Consider the following 21,987-nt stretch of genomic DNA (forward strand, 5'->3'; position numbering starts at 1 on the left):
ACTGATAATTATTCACAGCGCTACATCTCCCACAGTTTCAATGGCGTTTGCAGAATCGACTTCAGCTCACGTTCTTCCGCAAACACCATCTGAATTTTCATCTCGAGCACGGTTACGACATGCACATTCCACTTCAGCCTCAGCCCGTGTCGAAAAACTTAGAACCAGGCGAAGCTTGTTTTGCGTATCGTACAGGTCATATCCTATTCCGACAGCACTTCCACGACCGTACCGATCGAACCTTTCGCTCTTGAGAGGCAGTGCTGGAATCACCACAAACCGAGCCGACATATTGACCTCTCACTTTTTAAGAGTGACGGCAATCCACGCTTGCAGTTAAGCGCTCGCAATATTTTCAATGCTTCCGAAAAGAAAGCCCTTCAAATTCAACGTCAAACTCAAAATCGCGCAACCGGATCAACAACTCTTGAAATGCGTGCTCACCGGCCAGCAAACGGGCAAAGACCGCGCACTGACACAAGAGCGAGTCGAGTAATAGCCGCTGATCTTCCTCAGATTGGAACTTATTCACGCCAGCAAGAATGAGCTTGTACGCCGTTTCGGCGTAGATACTTGGCTTAGCCTGATCATGACAGTCCATGTCCTTCCTCCCCGGGTTCGTTTCGACTTTGCCGACGCCAGAGAGTGGATGGCGGCGACCCGCAGGGGTGAGAAACCGGCTGATACCAGACCGGCCAGACGCGAACGCCTGCCCTACGGATCGCCATAACGCGACCCGCTGGTATCAATTCGGGTTCTCACACCCGGCGCCGATATGCGGCGCCCGACAAGGATTGCACACGTCCATCTTGCGGTGCAACCCTTCAAACCTCTCTAGCGTAAGTCAGACAGCCATTTTTCCGGACAACAGCTGACCTTCCGGCCCCCACGCCTAAGGTGACCACGTACCGAGAGAACTAATCCAATGCGACAATGTCATCAGTATTGGATCCAAAGCGGCACCCTAGACAGCGCTTCCCTATCGTTGAGGAACCTAGGACGAGTTTTTAGCAGGAGGCTGGCCATGACCCTGACAAGAAGCTCCTACCACCCCATTGATGCTGCGATTCTTTGGTGCGGTCTTGCCGGTTACGAAGCCGAGATCCTACCAATTGCTTTGTCCCACCCAGCTGAGTTACTCAAGTATTTCCCCCAGTGGCCGTCTTTACACTTGTACGCAGAACGTATATTCGATGCAATTGATTGTCACGAGCTGCCCGCTACTTACTTAGGTCACCCAGTAGAGGCACACGACCGGATTGAGCGAGCCTTTTTAACCATCCGCCATTCTGATCTTCGGGTCTGGATTGCACGCTACTACCCAGATGAAAAACCAGGTTTTCTCTTTAAAAATGACCACACTCAATGCATCAGCATCGCAACCTATCTAACACTGACGGCCCACTTGGAGGCCGCTGAGCGAGAGCTGAAAAAAGTTTCCCGCGACTATGAGGAATTGGTCAAAAAAACATCCATAAAAGGTCAACAAAACTCAGATCTAGCGATCAAAACAAAACCTTCAAGCACGCCATCGGAGCCTTTTCTCTATTATAGGATAATTGGTTCACTGTTAGCTGTCATTGTAGGGAAATCGCAACACGGCCAAATACAATCAATCTACAAAAACCAATCCGCAGTGGTAGACGCCATTACCTCCCAATTCCCGGGAGTACCGGGCCTCAGCAAACGTACCCTTGATCGGAAATTTGCAGAGGCTAGGCGTCTTTTAGTCCAAGCCACACAGGGTTAGTGCGCCATTGCCAGGCAATTGTTGCCATTGCCTGGCAATGATTTTCCACTCCAACGAGCCTTCACTGACTGTCACATCCCACTGCGCACCACACGGTGCTACGGAGTGACATCATGCAACCTATCAGCCCCGCCCCACTGCCTGCCGACCGCCACATCATGCGCCGCGATGAAGTGGAGCAAAAAACCGGGTTCAAACGTTCGCACATCTACAACCTGATGAAAGCCGGGCTGTTCCCACAATGCCGGCGCATTGGTACCCGCGCCGTTGGTTGGGACTCGCTGGAGATCGAGCAGTGGATCCAGGATCGACTGTCGGGCAGGGAGTAGCGCCATGGACGTCCTCTCGCTGATCTCGACCAAGGGTGGCGCAGGCAAAACCACGGTCGCCGCCAATATGGGCGGTGTGCTCGCCGATGCGGGCCTTCGCGTCCTGCTGCTGGATCTGGACAGTCAACCGACGCTGTCCAGCTACTACGCCTTGCGCGAGCCCCGTGAGGCCGGCACTTACGAGTTCATCGCACAACGACTCACGGCACCTGAACAGGTAATTTCCGCCACCGTCATACCGCATCTGGACCTGATCGTGTCCAACGATCGCGCCGGGCACATCAGCACCCTGCTGCTGCACGCGGCCGATGGTCGCCTGCGCCTGCGCAACCTGCTGCCGGCCTTCCAGGATCTTTATGACGTGCTGATCATCGACACCCAAGGCGCGCGCAGTGTCGTCGTGGAGATGGTGATCCTCGCCTCTAATTGTGCTCTGTGCCCGGTCCTGCCAGAAATGCTCGCCGCACGTGAACTGCGCCGTGGCACGCTGGGGCTGTTCGAAGAGTTGGAGCCCTACCGCTACTTGGGTGTCGCCTTGCCGTCGGTGAAGCTGCTGCTCAACCAGGTCAACGCCAATCGGCGTGACACGCGCTTGATCATGGACAGCCTACAAGGCTCCTTTCAAGGCAACCTGCATGTCAGCGTCTGCACCACGGTCATTCCCGACCGCGTGGCCTACCCCAATGCCGCCTCGCTGGGACTGCCGGTCCACCGCGTCGAGCCCACGCCACCACCCGACAGCCGGGGCCCTTGCGGCGCGGCGGTCATGCGCGCGCTGGCCATCGAATTGTTCCCGCGCTGGGCGGAGCGACTGGTCGACTCGGGCGTGCCTGCGCCCGGCCAACCGTTAGCGGGCGGCCGTCCACTCCGTCGTCGCGGCTGATGGGAGGGTCTGTGATGAAGCCGCCCTCTCCCGAAGACATCACGCGCCAATTGCAGCAGGCGCATTTTCCGCAGAATCATGGCCGCGACATCTCGCCCGTGCCGGTCGGGGACACGCCGTTGGTGGTCAGTCTCGAGCAATTGCGCCCGTACGAACTCAATCCACGGGTGGTCCGCAACCCGCTATATGCCGAAATAAAAGCCTCAATCCGCGAGCGCGGACTGGATCAGCCTCCGTCGATCACCCGCCGTCCGGGTGAGCTGCACTTCATCATCCGCAACGGCGGCAACACCCGTTTGAGCATCCTCGGCGAACTCTGGCAGGAAACCCGCGAGGAGCGATTCTTTCACATCCACTGCCTGTTCCGTCCTTGGCAGTCCGAGTCGCATACCTTGATCGGGCACTTGGCCGAAAGCGACCTGCATGGCCAGCTCACCTTCATTGAGCGAGCCCTCGCGGTGGCGAAACTCAAGGACATGTTGCAGGAGCCCGATGTGCCCCTCAGTCAGCGTGAACTATCCGTACGCTTGAGCAAGGGGGGCTACCCGATTTCACAATCGCACATCAGCCGCATGCTCGACACCCTCGAGCACCTGCTTCCGGTTATCCCGCAAGTGTTGTATGCCGGTCTGGGTAAACCCACCATCGTCCGGATCATCAACCTGCGGCGCCGGGCGGAGTCGATCTGGAACCAGTATTTGGGGGACGATCAACAATTCGCGCTGCTGTGGTTCGAAGTGCTGTCGGCATTCGACAGTGATAAGCCCGAGCTGAACTGGGGTGAACTGCAGGACGAACTGATTGCCAGGATGGCGGTGCAGTTGAAGCAAAATCCCCGCCTGCTCGCGCTGGAAATGCATCAGGAACCGCGTCACTTACCGCCGCCTGCGGACACGTCTCAGCCTCTCCCGCAAGACTCACTTGGCGAGTCCTTCCCCCAGGCACCTAACGTCGAAAAGGAAGCAGAAACGCCTCATCAATTGCCCTCACCTGAGCCGAAGAGTAGCGCGGACAACACCTCGTCAGCCGAGGCTCCACGCCTCCCCAACATCCGCGAGGCGCTCGGTGATGACAAACCGCTTGCTGCGAGGCGGCCAAATGCCCTTGAGGTCGATGAGCCCTCCCTGGGCTCCGCTTCACCTAGCGCACCGCTACAGGATGACATCACTGCCCTGCGTGAGCGTTGTGCCGCCCTGGCGACTAACCTGGCCGCGTATGCCGATGCCAGTGCGATGGTCACGCCGCATACAGAGGGCTTGGGTTTCACCTTGGCCATCGAACATGGCCAGCAGCTGAGCCCGCGACACACCGGCATTCAGCTAGTGCTGTCTGCCTTGCTACGCCTGCAGGACGACGTGACCTGGCTGCAACGCCAGCAACTGCCAGCCGCACTTTTTGGTCAACTGCTGATTGGCGCCTACGACCTGCCCTTCCCCGAACGCCCTGCCCTGACCGTGGGCCTTGAACGACTACCCGATAACCAGCTGGAGCAGCTGTTCAGCCTAATCCGCCACGCCCGGCAGTTGATCGACCTGACGCTGTCGTCCACGCGTTAAGTGAGGAGCCGCCTCATGAGCACGACCTTCAATCTGTTGAACCATGCGATGCTGAACCAGGTGCTGCATGAGCTGCGCCATGGCCGCCTGCAGCGCTGCAAAGCGCTAGGCCTGGCCGACGAGGACATCGAGGTGCTGCAATCGCTACCACCGACCACCCTGTCCCACCTGGCGCATTCATCAATCGCCTGGGTTGAGGTCAAAGTCGATATCACCGTGCTGCGCCGCTTGATCGTTCAGGCCGAGCGTGACGAGCAGAACGAACGCCTGATCAACCGAGCGCTAAAGCTCGGCGCAAGCTCGACCATCATGTACCGCTGCTTCGGCCTGGACCATTCGGAAACGGCGTTGCGTCGCCGCGTGCTGAAGATCGAGACTCACCGCGGTCGGCCGGTCCAGCTCAGTGAAGCCCAGGAACATGCGGTGTGGAACCGTTGGAGCCAACTGCGGAAGGAAGATCCGGACAACGATCCACTGGATACCATGATGATGCTGGCCGAGGAGCAACACATCAGCCTGACGCTGGTCTGGCAACAGGTCGAACTGTACGGAGGCGTACCATGCTGAGCTTCTACGAGGTGGACTGGCAGGACGTGGTGCGCCAGTGCTACGACGCCCTTCGACGCCGCAATGAGTGTCAGGCCGCTCAGGCCCAACAAGCGGCCGCTGCTGCAGAACCCGCGCTGCGCACGATCTATTACGGCGACAACAATCCATTGCCGCAAGCACTGCTCCTCGATCGTCGGCTGACCCCACTGGAGCGCAACACCTGGCAGGTGCTCCGCTGGCTGATCACCGAGCGCCAAGTCAAGACGCCTCGCTACCAGGACCTGCAGCCCTACCTGGCGACCAGCCCCTGTGGTACCCAGGCGTCGCGCGAGACCATCGCCCGCGCACTGAATGTCTTGCGTACGACGCGCTGGCTTAGCCTCGTTGACCGTTCGCGCGATGCCCAAGGCTGCCTGCGCGGCTGCGTCTACGTGCTGCACGGCGATCCGTTGACGGCAGCCGAGCAGCTTGAACTGGACAGCGGCTACGCGGGGCTGCTGCAACAGAACCTCAGCCATGCCACCAAGGGGGTGCGTGATGTGACGCAACATGTACTGACCGAAATTCAAGCCGACCCGCAGGTCGCCCAGGGCGACAAGGACAGGCTGGGCTCACCGCCGCCGGCACAGCAGCAAACGCTGCCGCTGATGGACGATGACGCGCAGGCGCAACATTCCGAATCTGGTCTGCGCCACCCCGTTCGGAATGCTCATGCACCGGCCACCGATTCCGAACCCTGCTGCAATGCACCGGTTACCGCTGTGGTTCGGAATTCCGACGCCGGCCGTACAGTACAGAAAGACCAAAGCAAAAAATGTACGGTACTGGCGCAGGTGGAATTCGGTCGAGCACGGTGGCCTGAGGATTTACCGCTGAACCCGACCGAGCGGCGCATGGCCTCGCAGGCAATGCGCCAGCTCGAGCCGGAACAGCAACAAGCGGTGATCAATGAAGCGGCGGTGCGCTGCGCCCGCGGCGAGATCCGAAAACCCGTCGCCTACCTGATGGGCTTGATCAAACGCGCTTGCCAAGGCGAGTTCACCCTGTGGGCGGCTCGCGCCGAGGCAACGACCGCCAAGCCCGCACCGTCACGCGCACCGAAGCCCACACCTGCGGAGCCACCCGGCGAGCGAACCAAGCGCAGTGGTCAGCGCACCGCATCGCCACTTGCCCTCTCCTGCCTGGAAGAACTGAAGCAACGCTGCCGCGGTTCGCTTGCGCCTACCTAGGGATGGATCTCGGTGGATTTGATGCCCATGCCATTGAATCCAAGGACGTCCACCGCCTGAAATTACGAGCGGAGCATCTTCGCGTTGATCCGCGTCGGATTGCACGGATCGGCCCATCGTCGGCATCATTCCGATGGCGAGGTACCGGCGATGACCGATCACTACCAGCTCAACCTGGGCTCCCTGCGCAGCAGCATTACCCTCACCCTGCACACCCACCATGCAGCCCGGCTGTGGCAGGGCCGCATGGGCAGCGAGGGGGTGCACCCGATCATGGGCATGGCCGGTTACATCGGCGTCACCAACCTGCTCAAGCACGCCAGCAGCCAGGATGACCCGTTCGCCGACTGGTTCATGCTGCAGCTGGAGGACAAGCTGCTACAGGCCAAGGCTGAAATGCGTGCGCTGACCAAACAGGTCAGTCGGGTGGAACGCGCCCTGCCCACCCAGGTCGATATCGGCGAAAACCTCAATATCCATCCTGTCACCCTGCCACTGTTCATCGGCAGCCAGCTGGGCTTTCTTGCGGTCTACCTGCTGACCGACTACGACACCCTGGTGCGCCGCGTTTTGCTCGCCCACCACACAGCCTTGATCGGCCGCCCCGATATGGAAACTTGGATCGATCACGGCGCCCACGAACTGCGCAGTCTGTTCGGTCTGGCTCAGCGCTATCGTCTGGCGGGGGTCAGTCGGGATGACATGGCCGCCAATAACGCCCGTGCCCGCGAAGCGATCGACAAATTCGGCCTGCCGCCGCAGGACATTCTGGAGGGCAGCCGCCGCTCCCAATTTGCCCCACCCATCGCGCGAAGTCAGGCCACGTCGAATCCCGATGAGCCGGATCAACCTGCCCTGCCGGAGAGCGAGGCACAACCTACGCCGGAAGAGCCGGGCGAAGGGGGTGAGGCATGACCCTGGCCGATGCGATTGCCCGGCGCTTGTCAGCAGATGCCTATCGCGCGTTCGCACAAGGTGCCTCCCTAAAAGGCCTTTTAAAGCCTTTTAAGGGTAAGGGGGATCTGCAGCAGTTCGCCGAGACGATCCTGCGCCTGCGCACTCAGGTCGCCGAGTTGATGGCGGTGATGCTGGCGATCATGGCCCAGCCTCCCTTCTCACTGCTGGAGCTGCGACTGGTCGTCCAGCACAGCGCGACAGGCACCGACTTCCTGCGCTGGCGCAGTCCGGACTTTCAGCGCATGGGCGTGCAGGTGTGGCAGGAATCGGTGGTTCACCCGCACCTGCACCCTGAGCTGCGGCGGGCGTTGTATCAGCTGGAGACCAACCGCGTCGTGCTGAACCTGCAGATGAGCAGCCTGCAGTCGCTGTATCGCCAGGCCGTCGCCGGTGCCAGCAAACTTGAGGCCGCCGAGCTCGCCCTGACCCGTTTCCCCACCGAGGAGTGACCCGCATGAGCACGTTATTTGTAGGTGAAGGCAACATCGGTAGCGTTCCGGAATTCCAGGAGTTCAGTTCGAACCCGGATGAACCGCGGCGCCTGTTGCGGCTGAACGTCTATTTCGACAACCCGGTACCGCGTGAAGGCGGTTACGAGGATCGCGGCGGCTACTGGGCGCCGGTCGAGCTCTGGCACCGCGATGCCGAGCACTGGAGCACCCTGTACCAGAAAGGCATGCGCATCCTGGTCGAAGGCCGCACGGTCAAGGAGGAGTGGGAAGACAGCGAGGACAATGCGCGCGTGACCTTCAAGGTCGAGGCCCGGCGCATTGGTATCCTGCCGCACCGCCTGGTCTCGGTCTCCATGCGCGAGAAAGCGCAGGACACTACCAGCACCACGCGTAAAGGCGGTGGCAAGAAAGCCACGCGCAAGGCCGGGTGAACGTGGAACTCAGTGGAATCACTGCACACTGCGCGATACAGCAGGGAATACGCAGCCCACCCGGCGAGCGGAATTGACGCTCAGCATGCTAACCACCTCGCCGGGCGTTCCCGCGCAGCCCACTCTCCAGCAACTGCTTCACCTCCGTCAGGAATTGATCCGGGGCAAGGAATGCCCGCCAGAGCGACGGACTCGCCTGAACCCAAGTAATCAACATGCGCGCCTCCCTATTGTCCGGTTTCAGATAGGTAGCCATGAACAGCTCGTAGGCCTTGATTGCTAACTAATCAGCCTCACTCTGGTCGGATCCATGCACGTTTCAAGGAGCTGGGTGGCGCCGATAAGCAGTTCGCCCCGGAGTTTCTGCAAACGCTGGTCACTCATCTAGCGCAACACAAGTAAGGTTTTGCCCCGCGCTGACACGTCGAACCGACCCCACCGGTTTCGGCTTTACCCTGGCGTTTCACGACCACACCCCCACCCTGTCGGTACCCATCGAGAGGGCCCGCGTATGCGCCTGTTTATTTGCGAGAAACCGTCCCAAGCCCGCGACATCGCCCGGGTACTTCAGGCCAGCCGGCGCGGCGATGGCTGCCTGCTGGGCCAAAACGTCACCGTCACCTGGTGCGTCGGTCATCTGCTGGAAACTGCGCCCCCTGAAGCATATGGCGATTACAAACGCTGGGCGCTGGACGACCTGCCCATCATTCCCAGCCGTTGGCAGTTGGTGGTCAAGCCCAAGGTCGCCAGCCAATTCAAGGTGATCGACCAATTGCTGCGTACGTGCCGCGAAGTGGTCATCGCCACCGACGCTGATCGCGAGGGTGAGATGATCGCCCGCGAGATCCTCGAGCGCTGTCAGTACCAGGGGCCGGTCCTGCGCCTGTGGCTGTCTGCCCTTGATGAAGCCTCGATCCGCCGCGCCTTGGCTGCCTTGCGTCCGGGCGAACAGACCCTGCCGCTGTACCACTGTGCGCTGGCCCGCTCCCGCTCCGACTGGTTGGTGGGTATCAACCTGAGCCGGCTGTTCACCCTGCTCGGCCGCCGCGCCGGCTTTGAGGGTGTGCTGCCGGTCGGCCGCGTCCAGACCCCGACGTTGCGCCTGGTGGTCGAACGCGACCGGGCCATCGCCAGCTTTGTGCCGCAACCCTTCTGGGTTGTGGACGCCCAGTTGGAGGCAGAAGCCATGCGTTTCAAAGTCCGTTGGCAACCTCCGGCTTCTGTCTGCGACGATGAGGGCCGCTGCCTTGATGAAGCGGCCGCCACGCAAGCTGCACTGCGCCTGAGCCAACACGGAACAGCCCGCATCGAAACCGTCGAGGTGGAGCGCGTCCGCGAGGGCCCGCCACTGCCGTTCGACCTGGGCACATTGCAGGAAGTCTGCTCGGCCAAACTTGGGCTCGGTGCCCAAGAAACGCTGGAGGCCGCCCAGGCCCTGTACGAAACCCATAAGGCGACGACTTACCCGCGCACCGATTGCGGCTACCTGCCCGAGAGCATGCTCGATGAGGTGCCCCGCGTACTGCATGCCCTGGTGGCTGCCAGCCCTGCGCTCGGCCAGGTCATCAAAGAGCTCGATCCCTGTCGCCGCTCCCGCTCCTGGAACAGCAGCAAGATCACCGCGCACCACGGCATCATTCCGACCGCCATGACGCTCGACCTCACTCAGCTTTCCGAGCGCGAGCAGGCGGTTTACGCGCTGATCCGCGCCCGCTATCTCGCGCAGTTTTTGCCTGAGCATGAGTACTTGAAGACCCAGGTATTGCTGCAGAGCGAGGCCGATCACTTGCTCGCTCGCGGCAAGCAGATCCTGGTGCGTGGTTGGAAAGCGGTGGTCAACGAAACCCACGGCAACGAGCCCGGCGAGCACACTCAACGTCTGCCTACGCTCCGCGAATCTGCCTCGGTGGCGCTGACTGACGCGGCCGCCATTGCCCAGCGCACGCAGCCCCCCAAGGCCTACACCGAGGGCACGCTGGTCAAGGCGATGAAGACCATCGCCAACCAGGTGGCCGATCCGCGGCTCAAGCAGACCCTCAAGGACAGTTGCGGCCTCGGCACCGAAGCCACCCGCGCGGCCATCATCCAGGGCCTGATCGACCACGGTTACCTGAGCAAGAAAAAGCGCAGCCTGGCCGCCTCGGCTGCGGCGCACACCTTGATCGAAGCGGTGCCACCGGAAGTGGCCGATCCGGTGCTAACGGCCCTGTGGGAGCAGGCGCTGGAGCGCATCGAATCGGGCCAGTTGAGTGTCGAGACCTTTCTCGCCAAGCAGGCGCAGTGGTTGACCCGCTTAGTGCGCAGCAATGCTTCGCTTACCCTGCAGCCGCCCCCCTCCAAAGGACCGTTCTGCCCGGTGTGCCGTAGCGCCATGCGCCAACGCAAAGGCCGCACCGGCAGCTTCTGGTCCTGCATTCGCTACCCGGAATGCAAGGGCACCAAGCCCGCCGTCAAAGCCAAGCGCCCGAAGAGGTCATGACTTGACGGCAGACTGTCGCGCTGGTGTAGTGATCCAGCCCCTCGCCGCTTGGCGACCCAGACCGATTCGCTCCGGGCAGCTCGGTCAGACTCGTAGAGTTCGGAGCCACCCTTCACCGCCTCTGCGGATGACTTCTCAGCGTTCCAAGTCCCCCAGGCGGATGACCCGTGCGGCTTGTGCCAAGCCTCAAGGGTCATCCGCTTCGGCGACGATGCTCAGCCCCGGTGCCCGCCGGCGAAACACTGGGCACCTTTTGTGCGCGGATGCGTGCCAGTTGATTCCGACCCAGGCCACGACAAGGGTCGGTTGATCCAGTGGATCGACAGCGGAGAGTTTGCGACGAACTCCGGTGTCACATCGCCGGATCAAAGGTGGTCCACCTCCTCCTAGCCTGATGACCGTCGGGCTATTTTTTCGCCGCTGACAATCCACCGAAAGCCACCGAATTTCGCCCACCCAGTCCGTCCCAAATCCCCGGTTGACGGAGGTTTGGCTGCGTTCTATAGATGGGCTGCACACCGCTGTCGTTGACAGCACCCAGGCAGCTAGAACCTTCAAGGCTGCGCCCGTTCGGGTGGTTCTCCCCAAGTGCGACTCGCGCTCGGCAGCTCGCACGGTCACCGACCTGTCGGTGATGAGCGCCCTCTCTACCGATCATGTGTTTGCACCCTCACCCCTGCGGAACTCACCAGCCGCCAGGGCCGGTGGATGTCCGCGTTTCTGCTGAACAGGAGATCCACCATGACTACTGCAAGCAATAACGCCACCACCACCTACTTCAACCTGCACACCCAAGGCATCGGTTACCTGAATCGTGTCCGCGAAGTCCCGGTTCGCCGTGGCCAAGCGTTCATGGCCTGCGACATCGCCGCCTTGCACGGCGCCTCGGACGACGTCGAGTACACCCGCTTCGACTGCAAGGTCGCCAGCGGTGAAGCCGACCGGCTGATCCGTGAACACCTCGAAGACGTGCGCGCTGAACGCAAGGTCCTCATCGCGTTTCGCATTGGCGACCTTTGGGTAGATCCCTTCCTGTACGAGAAAGGCGAACGCAAGGGGCAACCCGGCGCCAGCCTCAAGGGCCGTCTGATCTTCATCGAGTGGATCAAGGTCGATGGCCAGTTCAGCTACCGTGCGCCCGCCCGTACCGACGCTGCCTCTGCCGCGGTTGAACCAGGGGAGGCAGATGGAGATAAGGCAGACACTGACGGTGACTCCGATCAACGCCAACCAACTCCGACCGCCGCCCGTGAATCCACCGCAGCACGTCAGTCTGCCTGAGGCAGTTTGACCGCCAGCAACAGGCGCTCTCAGAGCGCCTGCTGCTCATTCACGTCGGAGGTTGGCATGGAAAGCTTCTGGCTCTGCGGAGACTGCCTGCAAGCGGTTGCCTACGACGACTTCAGCGCACTGTCGCTGTACTACAGCGAGGCCGAAGTCGACCAGCGAGTCGCGCAGATGCGTATCGAGTTGCAGGCGTTAATGCCGCTCAGCGCTGATTTCAATCCGGACACCGGCGTCGGCATCGACCCCTTCTCCACTCGCCCCTGCGAAGCCTGCCATTCCCCGTTGCGCGGCACACGTCATCGTTTTACCCGCCTGTGACCGCCTGACCCTACCCACAGGGCACTCCTCCCGGAGCGCCCCTGCACACGAGGCTCTGCTCATGAAAACGCCATTGACCCTGGTCGAGCCCCTCGACCCCGTCCTGACCCAGCGCGCCCACGAAGATGCGTTGATCAGCGAAGCCCTGCAGCTGCTGGACCAACGCCACTTCCAGCGCGGCGAAGTGCTCATCACACCTGCCGATGCCGCGTCCTACCTGAAGCTGCGCCTGGCGCCCTATCACCACGAGGTGTTTGCCCTGCTGTACCTCGATTCACGCCACCGCGTACTGGACTTCGAGGTGTTGTTTTTCGGCAGCATCGACGGTGCTTCGGTGTACCCCCGTGAAGTGGTGGTCAAGGTACTGGCGCACAACGCCGCCGCGGTCATCCTCAGCCACAACCACCCTTCCGGCTGCCCTGAACCCAGCGACGCCGACCGCGTGCTGACGGCGCGCCTGATCGAAATCTTGGCGCTGGTCGAGGTCCGCGTTCTGGACCACATCATCGTCGGAGAAGGTCAGCCCCTCTCCCTGGCCGAATACGGCTGGCTCTAACCCTCTCTCACTCGCCACCGCCTGCTTGGGGTGGCGTTCTCTTTTTTCTGGAGCGCCATCATGCTCACCTCAACCCCCAACCCCTTTGCCCGCGGTTTCCATGCATTTGCCTGCGAGCGCGTGGTCCAGATCCACTACGACGACCAGTGCCCGCCCTGCTACCGCCCCTGCACACCGCCCAGCTGGACCTGGACGACGATCACATCAACTGCCAGGCCTGCGTGTTCGATGACGACTGTGCCGTCATCACGGAAGGCCAGGATGTCTTGGGCTTTCTACGCATGCAGTTGCCCGCGGTTGGTGTGGTCACCACCGTGCTGTACCAGGTCACCGCCGAGCGGGTGACTGGCTCGTTACACCTCGGCGACCTTCCCAGCCTGGAAGCGGCGAATCAACTGATGCAGCAGTTGTCCTTTACCACCGGCCAGTACAGCCGCAGCTGGGAGATCAGCGCATCTCACCTACCGGCCGACGAGTACGCCTACCTTGAGCAGCTTGCCCGCAGCGAACGACCGGCGAGCTTCCTTGAATGTTTCCCATTGGTCAGCAACCGCTCCGTCGGCTGCAAGCTGTACTCGACACCCTGGCACCGCAGCGACCAAAGAGAAGGCCTTGGTTGCTCAGCGGCGGACGTCTGCATTCGTCTGCTGGATGAACAGGTACCGCCGGTGTTGATGACCCTGTTGCTGCTGGCCGGCCAGACCGACACGCGTTTCCTGGTGTTCGATCCCGATGCAGCCCCGCTGGCAGGACTGCCGGTGTTTGCTGACGATTGACCCAAGGCGCCCTGCAGGGCGCCTTTTTTATGTGTTGGGCTCGATAAACCGGTCGGCCAACTTCGGTTTTTCAGTGGGGGCAGCTCGCGCGCATTGCCAAGGTGTCGGCACCTACTGTCGAGACCTGCTCATGCACACGCCCGCACTTTCTTACCTTGTCCTGATGCTCGCGCTGGCGGGCTGCAACACGTCGCCTGCCATCACCCCACCGATGGCGCCAGCCAAAGCCGCATCAGCTCCAGCCACCCCGTCCAAGCCGTCGGCAGAGTCGGCAGCGTGGGTCCGCCAGGACCGCTACACCCTGGTCAGCACGCGACCGACGCTGGAGCAACGCCAGCCGTTGTTCCAGCTCATCACCGTGCAGATTTCACCGGCGCTGCACGCGACGGTCGGTGATGCACTGCGCCACGTGTTGCAGCGCTCGGGCTACTCACTCTGCGCCAACCGCGCCGAGGTCACGACCTTGTTCAGCCGTCCCCTGCCGGCCGTGCAACACCAGCTCGGGCCGATGGCGCTGCTGGATGGCTTGACCATCCTCGGCGGCCCGGCTTGGCGGCTTGTGATCGATCCGGTCGAACGCAGCGTGTGCTACGCCCTTCGCGCACCGGTGCCCGCCCCACCTCAGCCGCCCCTGGAGATCGCGCCATGAAAGTCCATCACTTTCAGGCCCTGGTTCTCGGGGCCCTGTGCCTAGGCGCCGCCGTACTGGCCGCCGTGACCTACAACCACCAGCAACAACTGACCGCGCTCCTGGTCGCTGCTGAGAATGCGCCAGCCGATCCAGTACCGGCGCTGCGGCGGGACCTCGATGTACTCAGCGCCACTGTCGCGGCACTCCCAGCGCAAGTGAAAGCGCTGGGTGAGCACCAGCGCCAGCAGGACGCGACTTTCGCGACGTTGAGCAAACAGTTGGATGAGATGAGCGCGTCGCTCAAGGCCATTGAAGCGGAGCCGCTGGGTCCGATCCAGGCCGATCTGGTCGCGCTGGAACAACGATTGGACAACACCGAAACCGCCGTCCACACCCTTGAGGCTCGATCGACTGCGCCATCCGCACAGACTCAGTCTGCAGCCTTCGCCAAACGGGCCGCCAAAATCCAAACCCCGACGCCGCCATTTACGTTGTTGGGTGTCGAGACCCGGGGCGACGTCCGGTTTGTCTCGGCCTTACCGACCGGCGCGCACGCCCTGTCGACCGTCCACCTGCTGCAGCCCGGTGACAGCCTGAACGACTGGCAGCTCAAGGCCATTCGCCGGAACCAGGCCGTGTTCCAAGTGACTGGTCTCGGCGAACGTTCGCTGCCCCTGCCGTGACGAGGTGCATATGGCCCGGTTCATGACTCTCTCGCTGCTCCTATTCCCCATCTACCTGATACCGGGATCGGGATGGAGCGCACCCGCCACGGTTGAAACGGAGCAGCAGTCCAGCGAGCAGGCCCCGCTGCAGCAAGCGCGATCCGCAGCACAGGCCAAGGCTTGGGGCCTGACTGATGATGAATGGGCCAAGTTCGAGCGACTGCAGAGCGGTCAGCGCCAGTACTGGTCACCCCAACTCGACCCGCTGACCACCCTGGGTGTGGAAGCCGATTCGGACCAGGAGCGCCAGCGCTACGCCGAGCTGCAGGTACGACTCGAAGCCAAGCGTGCCGAGCGCGAACTGGCCTATCAGAAAGCCTATTCCGCGGCCTGGACGCGGCTGTTCCCGGGGCTGCTGCCAGTGCAGGGGATGAGTGATGCCGTATCCCCTTCGGACAACGTGCGCTATGCGGTGTTTGTGGAGGAAACGTGCTCTAACTGCGAGGCCAGCCTCCGCCAATGGCTGAGCACGGGTGCCCACTTGGATGTCTATCTGGTGGGCAGCCAAGGCGACGATGCGCGCATTCGGCAATGGGCGCGCAAGGTGGGCATTAGCGCTGCCCAGATTGGCAGCGGCCAGGTCACCCTCAATCACGACCGCGGCCGCTGGTTCGCCCTCGGCGCTAGCCGCCCCCTGCCCGCACGCTTTCAACAGGTGGAAGGGAAATGGCAACGCGTCGACTGACCCTCGCCCTGGCCCTGATGGGGATGACTGTCGCCCAAGCAGGCGGCCTCCCTCCACCGGCGTACCAGTTGGCCGCCGCCCAGGCCGGCATCCCGCCCTTGGTGCTGTTCGCCATTGCCCAGCAGGAGAGCGGCACGCCGTTGCGTGGGCAGCTCATCCCTTGGCCGTGGACCTTGAATGTGGCCGGCACGCCGCAGCGTTTCGCCACCCGTGACCAGGCCTGTAGCGCACTCACCGTGGCGCTCACCCAGCATGATCCCAAGCGCATCGATGTCGGCCTGGGGCAAACCAACCTGGGTTACAACCCCGAGCGTTACCCCACCGCCTGCGATGCCCTCGATCCACGTAGCAACCTCGCCGTCACCGCCGACCTGTTGCGCGCGCACTACGCCGACGTCGGTGACTGGGTCATCGCTGCCGGCCGTTACCACCGGCCTGCGGGTGGCGCCCCGGCGGCGCGCTACCGCACGCAGTTCAGCCAGCACTGGCAGCGCCTTGAAGCCGCCATGTCCAGCCGTGGAGGACCACGCTCATGATTGTCGTTCGCCGGGGCGCACTGATTTGTAGGCTGGTGGGGTCGTTGGCCGCCGGGGCATGGCTTATGCCAATGCCCCCTGCTATGGCCGCCGAATCGGCCGCGCCGGTCGAACGACCCGACCCACGCACACTGAACTGGGTACTGCCGGTGCGCAGCGCGCGCCTCACGCCGGGTGAGGTGCCACGCAGAGCGCTGGACCTGCCAGGCATGGCCCCGCTGTTCCTGGTTGGCGCGGACGCCGCCTCATTGGCGTGGCTGGCGCAGCACGCGCCAGCGCTGAAGCAGTTGGGCGCCAATGGCCTGGCTGTTGAGGTCGCCGATGCGGCGGCGCTGCGGCGCATCGAGGCGCTCGCGCCTAGATTGGCCATCTGGCCGGTCAGCGGCGACGACATCGCCGAGCGGCTGGAACTGGAGCACTACCCGGTACTGATCACACCGACCGGCCTGGAACAGTGAGGTACCGCCATGAGCGTTCATGCGATGGAATCCCTGCTGCGCCCGGCGGTGGAGCTGTACACCGTGGGCATCTGCGCCGGTGCCGGCTCGCTGTGCCTGCATTCGCCTTGGGCGGTGGCGCTGTCACCGGAAATTGGCGCTGGCATGGCCCTGGCCTACACCGCCTTCGGCCTCAAGCGCCTCAATGAGGCCCGCATTGTCCTGCGCTATCGCCGCAACATCCGCCGCCTGCCCCGCTACTCGCTGACCAGCCGACAGATCCCGGTCAGCAGCAAGCGCTTGTTCATGGGCCGTGGTTTTCGCTGGAGCCGCCTGCATACGCAACGTTTGCTCGAAGCGCAGGATCCCGCACTCGCCCGCTACGTCAACCAGTCAGCGGCCTACCAATGGGCACGGCGCCTGGAGCACTTGCTGGAAAAAGCGCCGCCAGGGCTCTCCTTCCTGCCTCGCGTGACCGCCTGGGACAGTCCGCTCAATCCGGTACGACCGCTGCCGCCGGTGGGCGGCTCACCGCTGCTGCACGGCGTCGAGCCCAACGAACAGGAAGCCTCCTTACCTTTGGGCGAGCGCGTGGGCCACACCCTGGTGCTGGGCACCACCCGGGTCGGCAAAACGCGCCTGGCCGAGGTTTACATCACCCAGGACATCCACCGACCAAGTCAGGAAGTGGTGATTGTCTTCGACCCCAAAGGCGATGCCGACCTGCTCAAGCGCATGTACGTGGAAGCACGACGCGCCGGCCGCGAACACGAGTTCTACGTCTTCCACCTGGGCTGGCCGGAGATATCCGCCCGCTACAACGCCATCGGCCGTTTCGGCCGCATCTCGGAAGTCGCCACTCGGATTGCTGGCCAACTGAGCGGTGAAGGCAACTCGGCGGCATTTCGCGAGTTTGCCTGGCGCTTCGTCAATATCATCGCCCGGGCCCTGATCGAGCTCGGCCGGCGCCCCGACTACCTGCAGATCCAGCGGCACGTGGTGAACATCGACGCGCTGTTCATCGAATACGCCCAGCACTTCTTTGCCCGGCATGACCCGCAGGCCTGGGAAGCGATCGTACTGATCGAAGGCCGACTAAACGAGAAGAACATCCCGCGGCACATGATCGGCCGCGAGAAACGCGTGGTCGCCATCGAGCAGTACTTGACCGCCAAGCGCCTCTTCGACCCGGTGATGGATGGCCTGCGTTCAGCGGTGCGCTACGACCGCACCTACTTCGACAAGATCGTCGCCTCACTGCTGCCGTTGCTGGAAAAGCTCACCAGTGGCAAGACGGCGCAGTTGCTGGCCCCCAACTATTCCGACTTGGACGATCCACGGCCAATCTTCGACTGGCTGCAGGTCATCCGTAAACGCGGCATCGTCTACGTCGGCCTGGATGCGCTGTCCGATGCCGAGGTCGCCGCCGCGGTCGGCAACTCGATGTTTGCCGACCTGGTCTCCGTCGCCGGGCACATCTACAAGCACGGTATAGACCACGGTCTCCCGAACTCCTCCAGTGCGACCGATAAGGTGCCCATCAACCTGCACGCCGACGAGTTCAACGAGCTGATGGGCGACGAGTTCATTCCGCTGATCAACAAGGGCGGCGGTGCCGGTATCCAAGTCACTGCCTACACCCAGACCTTGAGCGACATCGAGGCACGCATCGGCAGCCGAGCCAAGGCTGGCCAAGTCATCGGCAACTTCAACACCCTACAGATGCTGCGCGTACGCGAAACTGCGACCGCCGAGCTGCTGACCAATCAGCTGCCCAAGGTCAACGTGCAGACACGCACCCTGGTCTCCGGCGCAACCGACACGGCCGATCCGGATGCCCATACCGACTTCACGTCGTCCTCGCAGGACCGTGTCACCACCACCGCCATGCCACTGATCGAGCCCGCGCACATCATCGCCCTACCGAAAGGCCAAATGTTTTCGTTCCAGGAGGGCGGGCAACTGTGGAAGGTCCGGATGCCGCTACCGAAGCCGGCCAGCGACGATGAAATGCCAGCGGACCTGCAGGCCCTGGCCGCGCGTATGCGCGAGTCCTACAACGCCAACGCGGAAAGTTGGTGGAGCAGTGCTGGCGGTGCCCCGACGGTCGACTTCGATCCCGAGATGCCGCCACCGGGACGCAAATCGGCCTCGTGATCGCCTGGTAGCCAGCCAACACCTGGGAGCCTCTAATGCCTACTACCGCAGCCAACCCACCGCAGACACAACGACGACCAGGGCTGATCTTCGGCACGCTGGAGCTGTGCCTGCGATTGCTCGGCCTGCTGTTTGCTTCCCTGCTGTTCTCCATCCTGCTGGAGTTCGCGGGCATGCTGTGGTTCTGGCCAGAACAGGGGTGGCATCACAGCCATGCGATGTGGCTCAGTGAACTCGGCTGGCTCAGCTCTCACTTCAAAAGCTCGCTGCTGGTGCAAGAGCCGGCACAAGCGACCGCGAAACTCCTTGAGCACCTCAACGACTGGGTCGTAGTGCGCTCGGGATGGGCGAAATCGGACACACAACTGAAACTGATCAGCCGAGAAGCGTCAGTACGGGGGCAGTTTGCTCAGATCTACGTTGTGATGCAGGACTTCTTGTTGGCAGCTTTGTTCATCGTGTTCACTTTCGTGGTGCGCTTGGTCGTCCTTACCCTAGCCATGCCACTCTTCGTACTGGCCGTGATTACCGGCGCAGTTGACGGACTAATGCGCCGTGATCTGCGCAAATTCGAGGCAGGGCGTGAGAGCAGCTTTATCTACCATAGAGCGAAGCGAACATTGCTGCCGTTAATGATAAGCCCTTGGATGATCTATCTCTCCCTGCCTTGGTCCCTCAACCCCATCTGGGTACTGTTGCCATCTGCCGTACTGCTCGGGTGCATGGTGGCGATCACCGCCACGACGTTCAAAAAGTACCTTTAGCTGTCGCGCTTTCCCAAGGATGAACCTTAGTGCCCGGCTCCCAAGAACGCCACACGCCTAGGGATCAGCTCACTCCACGGCGCGGGGCCTTCTACCTAGACCCAGTCGAAATTCTTTAATTACCCATACTTTCATGCTTCCAGCGCTTGGACCTTGTAACCACCGGCTTCACTCATGACCTGGCTACCACTGCATTAACAAAATCGAATATACTACTCGACTCATAAGCCAACCGCTATGCAAACCACAATATCTTTATAGATAATCATCTGGTTAACCGTTTACGCTAGGGAAGAAAATGATGGCTCCAACGGAATCAAAATTTCAATCCAGTGAAGTCATAGCCGCGTGGAAATACATATGCCAACTTCGAGTACAGCTCCATAAAAACAAGGCAAGCTTGGTGCTGGGCGCTGGAATCAGCTGGGACTTGAAGCTTCCTCTTTGGGGGAGTTTGATTGAGAAGATAAAGAGCGCTATGCAATTAAAGGCGCCTGAGGCAATGCTGGTCTCTGAGCCGCCTGGAAAGGCCGCACTAGTCCTTTTCGAAATTTTTTATTCATTTAAAAAATCAGAGATCATCGCAAGCGAGATTTATAAAGACTCAAATTTGGTTGAACGTAAAATTCTTTCTGACTGGCGCGAACTGATTCATGAAGCTTTATACAGTGACACAAAAGAGAACGAGCGCCGAAAAACAATCGACGAGCACCCTTACTTCAAGCAAATGATAGCTTTCATCAAGCAATCAGAATTGACTGTCAACTACAATTTTGATGACTACGTGGAGTATGGCTTATCATTTACAGACCTCAACCCAACCAAACATGAGCGCCCCTATCAGACCATTTGGTCTCATCACTCTCAATTTACAAAGGACAAGTGTGTAATTTATCACCCAAACGGTTTTTTACCATTTGATAAAAAGAAGTTCCAAAGCGAAAATTTGATATTTTCCGATGGTGCCTTTGCGGACCAACTTCTTGATGGGATTGGTGGTGGACTATCAACATTACTCCATGTATTGACTAAAAAGACCAGCATATTGCTAGGACATTCCCTGACAGACTCAACCTTGCTGCACCTTCTTCGAAAATCATCCACGATAAGCCCTGGCAATTACAATTATTTCATTCGATACATGAGAGACGATGAGGAGCTAGACACTCAATCAAGAACAGCCATTTTTGAAGCGAACTTCAATAACTACAATCTCATCACTCTATTTTTCAGAAACTCCGACATTCGAGAGTTCCTGCACGCAATAACCCTTCCAGAAGATGACTTCTTGCTTGAGTCTGACATTCTCGGATTGCCCACCAAATATTGTTACTACATGGTCGGATCTATAGGAATTGGGAAGTCTACTGCCTTAAGCCAATTTGGCAATCTAATAACACTCGATGAATGGTTCGACGAGCGCCCCGCTGAAATGGCGAATTCACCAGAAGACTTATCCACCCATAAGACCATAACTATTGACTCTTGGACCAACCAGCAATTCGGAAAGAAAAATAATTACCTGTCAAGTAAGAAGGTCGGTGTATTCATAATTGATAGATCCCCGATGGACCCTTTGACTTTTGTCGTGGACATCACCATTGAGGATAGGGCTCGCTCAATGCTTTGCCAGGGCATTAGGCCCGGGAAATCTTCAAAAATTGTAGAAGCTGGAGAAATCATTCACATGATTGGTGAGCCTTCAGAAATATGGTCGAGACTAATAACAAAGAGAAAAGAATCTAGTTGGCCACCTGAAAAGATAGCTCAGCTACAAGACAAAAGCCTTGAACTGTACAAGCCCTTACATCCAAAATTTGTCAATTCAACAGGAAGGAAGGAAATAGATGTAATCCGTGATGTAGCCAAGATCATATTTTCGGCAGCATACACCCCTTCAGACCTAGATGGCGAGCTTAGGAGAATCGCAAATGCATAGAAAACCTAGCATGTATCTTGCCGCCCCACTCTTCAATGAAATGGAGTTAAACTACAATTCTTCATTGAAAAAAGAGCTCTCCCCTTTTTTCGATGTATTTCTACCACAGGACGACGGTCTATTATTGCGCGACATCGTTAAAGGCGGAGTTCGGCAAGACATTGCTGCTAGAATGGTATTTGATGCAGATGTCCAGGCCATGTCAGATTCCGACATTATTTTAGCAGTGCTTCACGGCGCTCACATAGACGAAGGTGTAGCATTTGAATTAGGCTACTGCTTTGCAAACAATAAAAAATGCATAGCCCTGCAAGAAGATATCCGACAGGCGCTCCCCACTGGAAACAACCCTATGATTAGTCAAAGCTGTGAAAGAGTATTTAGAGACAAGGGAAGTCTACTGGACTGGGTGAAAATAAACTTCCAAGTCAAATCCTCCACTGAATCCAGCTTGTAAATTTAAATTAGTGCGAATTACTCTCTGGAACTGGAAGAATATTTAGGCGGCGTGGCTCGACCGCCTTCTGCAAATTCAGCTCAACCGTGAGCCAGCGGTCACGA

The 21,987-nt window shown here is 60.1% G+C and carries 25 protein-coding genes; 23 read left to right on the forward strand and 2 right to left on the reverse strand.

Annotated elements, in window-relative coordinates; translation table 11 throughout:
• Nucleotides 1-66 precede the first annotated feature (66 nt).
• Both N5D48_RS00265 and N5D48_RS00270 read right to left on the reverse strand, forming a co-directional pair.
• Nucleotides 67-291 carry a hypothetical protein gene (locus tag N5D48_RS00265; protein ID WP_279879756.1) on the reverse strand — a complete coding sequence of 75 codons (225 nt, stop codon included), beginning with the start codon at nt 289-291 and terminating at the stop codon, nt 67-69.
• Between the two features lie 64 nt (nt 292-355).
• Complete coding sequence (locus tag N5D48_RS00270; protein ID WP_046856123.1) at nt 356-601, reverse strand: hypothetical protein; 246 nt, start codon at nt 599-601, stop codon at nt 356-358.
• Nucleotides 602-1,024: 423 nt separating this feature from the next.
• Between N5D48_RS00270 and N5D48_RS00275 the strand changes: the two genes are divergently transcribed.
• The 23 genes from N5D48_RS00275 to N5D48_RS00385 all read left to right on the forward strand — a co-directional run bounded on the left by N5D48_RS00275 (nt 1,025) and on the right by N5D48_RS00385 (nt 21,883).
• Nucleotides 1,025-1,750, forward strand: coding sequence for a hypothetical protein (locus N5D48_RS00275; protein WP_279879759.1), 726 nt, complete (start codon nt 1,025-1,027; stop codon nt 1,748-1,750).
• A gap of 113 nt (nt 1,751-1,863) precedes the next feature.
• A complete protein-coding gene (locus N5D48_RS00280; protein WP_279879761.1) occupies nt 1,864-2,079 on the forward strand; it encodes an AlpA family transcriptional regulator in 216 nt (71 codons plus the stop codon).
• 4 nt (nt 2,080-2,083) lie between these two features.
• On the forward strand, nt 2,084-2,962 hold the full coding sequence (locus N5D48_RS00285; protein ID WP_279879763.1) for a ParA family protein: 879 nt from the start codon (nt 2,084-2,086) through the stop codon (nt 2,960-2,962).
• 14 nt (nt 2,963-2,976) lie between these two features.
• Nucleotides 2,977-4,518, forward strand: a complete 1,542-nt coding sequence (locus N5D48_RS00290; protein WP_279879765.1) for a ParB family protein — start codon at nt 2,977-2,979, stop codon at nt 4,516-4,518.
• A 15-nt stretch (nt 4,519-4,533) separates the two neighbouring features.
• Nucleotides 4,534-5,085, forward strand: coding sequence for a DUF2857 domain-containing protein (locus tag N5D48_RS00295; protein WP_279879767.1), 552 nt, complete (start codon nt 4,534-4,536; stop codon nt 5,083-5,085).
• On the forward strand, nt 5,079-6,296 hold the full coding sequence (locus N5D48_RS00300) for an STY4528 family pathogenicity island replication protein (RefSeq protein WP_279879769.1): 1,218 nt from the start codon (nt 5,079-5,081) through the stop codon (nt 6,294-6,296). Before N5D48_RS00295 ends, N5D48_RS00300 begins: the two co-directional genes overlap by 7 nt.
• A 150-nt stretch (nt 6,297-6,446) precedes the next feature.
• Nucleotides 6,447-7,211, forward strand: a complete 765-nt coding sequence (locus N5D48_RS00305; RefSeq protein ID WP_279879771.1) for a PFL_4669 family integrating conjugative element protein — start codon at nt 6,447-6,449, stop codon at nt 7,209-7,211.
• On the forward strand, nt 7,208-7,702 hold the full coding sequence (locus N5D48_RS00310) for a DUF3158 family protein (RefSeq protein WP_279879773.1): 495 nt from the start codon (nt 7,208-7,210) through the stop codon (nt 7,700-7,702). The genes N5D48_RS00305 and N5D48_RS00310 overlap by 4 nt, the downstream gene beginning before the upstream one ends.
• Nucleotides 7,703-7,707: 5 nt before the next feature.
• A complete protein-coding gene (locus tag N5D48_RS00315; RefSeq protein WP_279879775.1) occupies nt 7,708-8,136 on the forward strand; it encodes a single-stranded DNA-binding protein in 429 nt (142 codons plus the stop codon).
• A gap of 511 nt (nt 8,137-8,647) precedes the next feature.
• Nucleotides 8,648-10,615: a DNA topoisomerase III gene (locus N5D48_RS00320; protein ID WP_279879777.1), complete on the forward strand. Its 1,968-nt coding sequence runs from the start codon at nt 8,648-8,650 to the stop codon at nt 10,613-10,615.
• Between the two features lie 741 nt (nt 10,616-11,356).
• A complete protein-coding gene (locus tag N5D48_RS00325; RefSeq protein ID WP_279879779.1) occupies nt 11,357-11,896 on the forward strand; it encodes an STY4534 family ICE replication protein in 540 nt (179 codons plus the stop codon).
• A gap of 66 nt (nt 11,897-11,962) precedes the next feature.
• Complete coding sequence (locus N5D48_RS00330; protein ID WP_279879781.1) at nt 11,963-12,220, forward strand: hypothetical protein; 258 nt, start codon at nt 11,963-11,965, stop codon at nt 12,218-12,220.
• Between the two features lie 61 nt (nt 12,221-12,281).
• Nucleotides 12,282-12,776 carry a JAB domain-containing protein gene (locus N5D48_RS00335; RefSeq protein ID WP_279879783.1) on the forward strand — a complete coding sequence of 165 codons (495 nt, stop codon included), beginning with the start codon at nt 12,282-12,284 and terminating at the stop codon, nt 12,774-12,776.
• A 146-nt stretch (nt 12,777-12,922) separates the two neighbouring features.
• Nucleotides 12,923-13,552 carry a hypothetical protein gene (locus N5D48_RS00340; RefSeq protein ID WP_279879785.1) on the forward strand — a complete coding sequence of 210 codons (630 nt, stop codon included), beginning with the start codon at nt 12,923-12,925 and terminating at the stop codon, nt 13,550-13,552.
• 130 nt (nt 13,553-13,682) lie between these two features.
• Entirely contained in the window at nt 13,683-14,201 is a 519-nt protein-coding gene (locus tag N5D48_RS00345) for a PilL N-terminal domain-containing protein (RefSeq protein ID WP_279879787.1), read from the forward strand.
• Complete coding sequence (locus N5D48_RS00350; protein ID WP_279879789.1) at nt 14,198-14,866, forward strand: hypothetical protein; 669 nt, start codon at nt 14,198-14,200, stop codon at nt 14,864-14,866. Before N5D48_RS00345 ends, N5D48_RS00350 begins: the two co-directional genes overlap by 4 nt.
• A gap of 10 nt (nt 14,867-14,876) precedes the next feature.
• Nucleotides 14,877-15,593, forward strand: a complete 717-nt coding sequence (locus N5D48_RS00355) for a TIGR03759 family integrating conjugative element protein (RefSeq protein ID WP_279879791.1) — start codon at nt 14,877-14,879, stop codon at nt 15,591-15,593.
• Nucleotides 15,575-16,129: a transglycosylase gene (locus N5D48_RS00360; RefSeq protein WP_279879793.1), complete on the forward strand. Its 555-nt coding sequence runs from the start codon at nt 15,575-15,577 to the stop codon at nt 16,127-16,129. Before N5D48_RS00355 ends, N5D48_RS00360 begins: the two co-directional genes overlap by 19 nt.
• Before the next feature lie 83 nt (nt 16,130-16,212).
• Nucleotides 16,213-16,587 (forward strand): integrating conjugative element protein, encoded by a 375-nt coding sequence (locus tag N5D48_RS00365; protein WP_279879795.1) that lies wholly within the window; start codon nt 16,213-16,215, stop codon nt 16,585-16,587.
• A gap of 9 nt (nt 16,588-16,596) precedes the next feature.
• Nucleotides 16,597-18,723 (forward strand): type IV conjugative transfer system coupling protein TraD, encoded by a 2,127-nt coding sequence (gene traD, locus N5D48_RS00370; protein ID WP_279879798.1) that lies wholly within the window; start codon nt 16,597-16,599, stop codon nt 18,721-18,723.
• Between the two features lie 35 nt (nt 18,724-18,758).
• A complete protein-coding gene (locus tag N5D48_RS00375) occupies nt 18,759-19,487 on the forward strand; it encodes a TIGR03747 family integrating conjugative element membrane protein (RefSeq protein WP_279879801.1) in 729 nt (242 codons plus the stop codon).
• A 301-nt stretch (nt 19,488-19,788) separates the two neighbouring features.
• Nucleotides 19,789-21,426: an SIR2 family protein gene (locus N5D48_RS00380; protein WP_279879803.1), complete on the forward strand. Its 1,638-nt coding sequence runs from the start codon at nt 19,789-19,791 to the stop codon at nt 21,424-21,426.
• Nucleotides 21,419-21,883, forward strand: a complete 465-nt coding sequence (locus N5D48_RS00385; protein ID WP_279879805.1) for a nucleoside 2-deoxyribosyltransferase — start codon at nt 21,419-21,421, stop codon at nt 21,881-21,883. The genes N5D48_RS00380 and N5D48_RS00385 overlap by 8 nt, the downstream gene beginning before the upstream one ends.
• Nucleotides 21,884-21,987 lie beyond the last annotated feature (104 nt).

It is taken from the genome of Pseudomonas sp. GD03858 (genome assembly GCF_029840925.1).
Classification (GTDB): domain Bacteria; phylum Pseudomonadota; class Gammaproteobacteria; order Pseudomonadales; family Pseudomonadaceae; genus Aquipseudomonas.

Coding starts and splice junctions, on each gene's coding strand:
- N5D48_RS00380 (WP_279879803.1), top strand. CDS start 19,789: ATGGCTCCAACGGAATCAAAATTTCAATCCAGTGAAGTCATAGCCGCG.
- N5D48_RS00280 (WP_279879761.1), top strand. CDS start 1,864: ATGCAACCTATCAGCCCCGCCCCACTGCCTGCCGACCGCCACATCATG.
- N5D48_RS00325 (WP_279879779.1), top strand. CDS start 11,357: ATGACTACTGCAAGCAATAACGCCACCACCACCTACTTCAACCTGCAC.
- traD (WP_279879798.1), top strand. CDS start 16,597: ATGAGCGTTCATGCGATGGAATCCCTGCTGCGCCCGGCGGTGGAGCTG.
- N5D48_RS00350 (WP_279879789.1), top strand. CDS start 14,198: ATGAAAGTCCATCACTTTCAGGCCCTGGTTCTCGGGGCCCTGTGCCTA.
- N5D48_RS00385 (WP_279879805.1), top strand. CDS start 21,419: ATGCATAGAAAACCTAGCATGTATCTTGCCGCCCCACTCTTCAATGAA.
- N5D48_RS00330 (WP_279879781.1), top strand. CDS start 11,963: ATGGAAAGCTTCTGGCTCTGCGGAGACTGCCTGCAAGCGGTTGCCTAC.
- N5D48_RS00365 (WP_279879795.1), top strand. CDS start 16,213: ATGGCCGCCGAATCGGCCGCGCCGGTCGAACGACCCGACCCACGCACA.
- N5D48_RS00300 (WP_279879769.1), top strand. CDS start 5,079: ATGCTGAGCTTCTACGAGGTGGACTGGCAGGACGTGGTGCGCCAGTGC.
- N5D48_RS00315 (WP_279879775.1), top strand. CDS start 7,708: ATGAGCACGTTATTTGTAGGTGAAGGCAACATCGGTAGCGTTCCGGAA.
- N5D48_RS00310 (WP_279879773.1), top strand. CDS start 7,208: ATGACCCTGGCCGATGCGATTGCCCGGCGCTTGTCAGCAGATGCCTAT.
- N5D48_RS00375 (WP_279879801.1), top strand. CDS start 18,759: ATGCCTACTACCGCAGCCAACCCACCGCAGACACAACGACGACCAGGG.
- N5D48_RS00360 (WP_279879793.1), top strand. CDS start 15,575: ATGGCAACGCGTCGACTGACCCTCGCCCTGGCCCTGATGGGGATGACT.
- N5D48_RS00355 (WP_279879791.1), top strand. CDS start 14,877: ATGGCCCGGTTCATGACTCTCTCGCTGCTCCTATTCCCCATCTACCTG.
- N5D48_RS00320 (WP_279879777.1), top strand. CDS start 8,648: ATGCGCCTGTTTATTTGCGAGAAACCGTCCCAAGCCCGCGACATCGCC.
- N5D48_RS00265 (WP_279879756.1), bottom strand. CDS start 291: ATGTCGGCTCGGTTTGTGGTGATTCCAGCACTGCCTCTCAAGAGCGAA.
- N5D48_RS00275 (WP_279879759.1), top strand. CDS start 1,025: ATGACCCTGACAAGAAGCTCCTACCACCCCATTGATGCTGCGATTCTT.
- N5D48_RS00305 (WP_279879771.1), top strand. CDS start 6,447: ATGACCGATCACTACCAGCTCAACCTGGGCTCCCTGCGCAGCAGCATT.
- N5D48_RS00290 (WP_279879765.1), top strand. CDS start 2,977: ATGAAGCCGCCCTCTCCCGAAGACATCACGCGCCAATTGCAGCAGGCG.
- N5D48_RS00345 (WP_279879787.1), top strand. CDS start 13,683: ATGCACACGCCCGCACTTTCTTACCTTGTCCTGATGCTCGCGCTGGCG.
- N5D48_RS00295 (WP_279879767.1), top strand. CDS start 4,534: ATGAGCACGACCTTCAATCTGTTGAACCATGCGATGCTGAACCAGGTG.
- N5D48_RS00270 (WP_046856123.1), bottom strand. CDS start 601: ATGGACTGTCATGATCAGGCTAAGCCAAGTATCTACGCCGAAACGGCG.
- N5D48_RS00285 (WP_279879763.1), top strand. CDS start 2,084: ATGGACGTCCTCTCGCTGATCTCGACCAAGGGTGGCGCAGGCAAAACC.
- N5D48_RS00335 (WP_279879783.1), top strand. CDS start 12,282: ATGAAAACGCCATTGACCCTGGTCGAGCCCCTCGACCCCGTCCTGACC.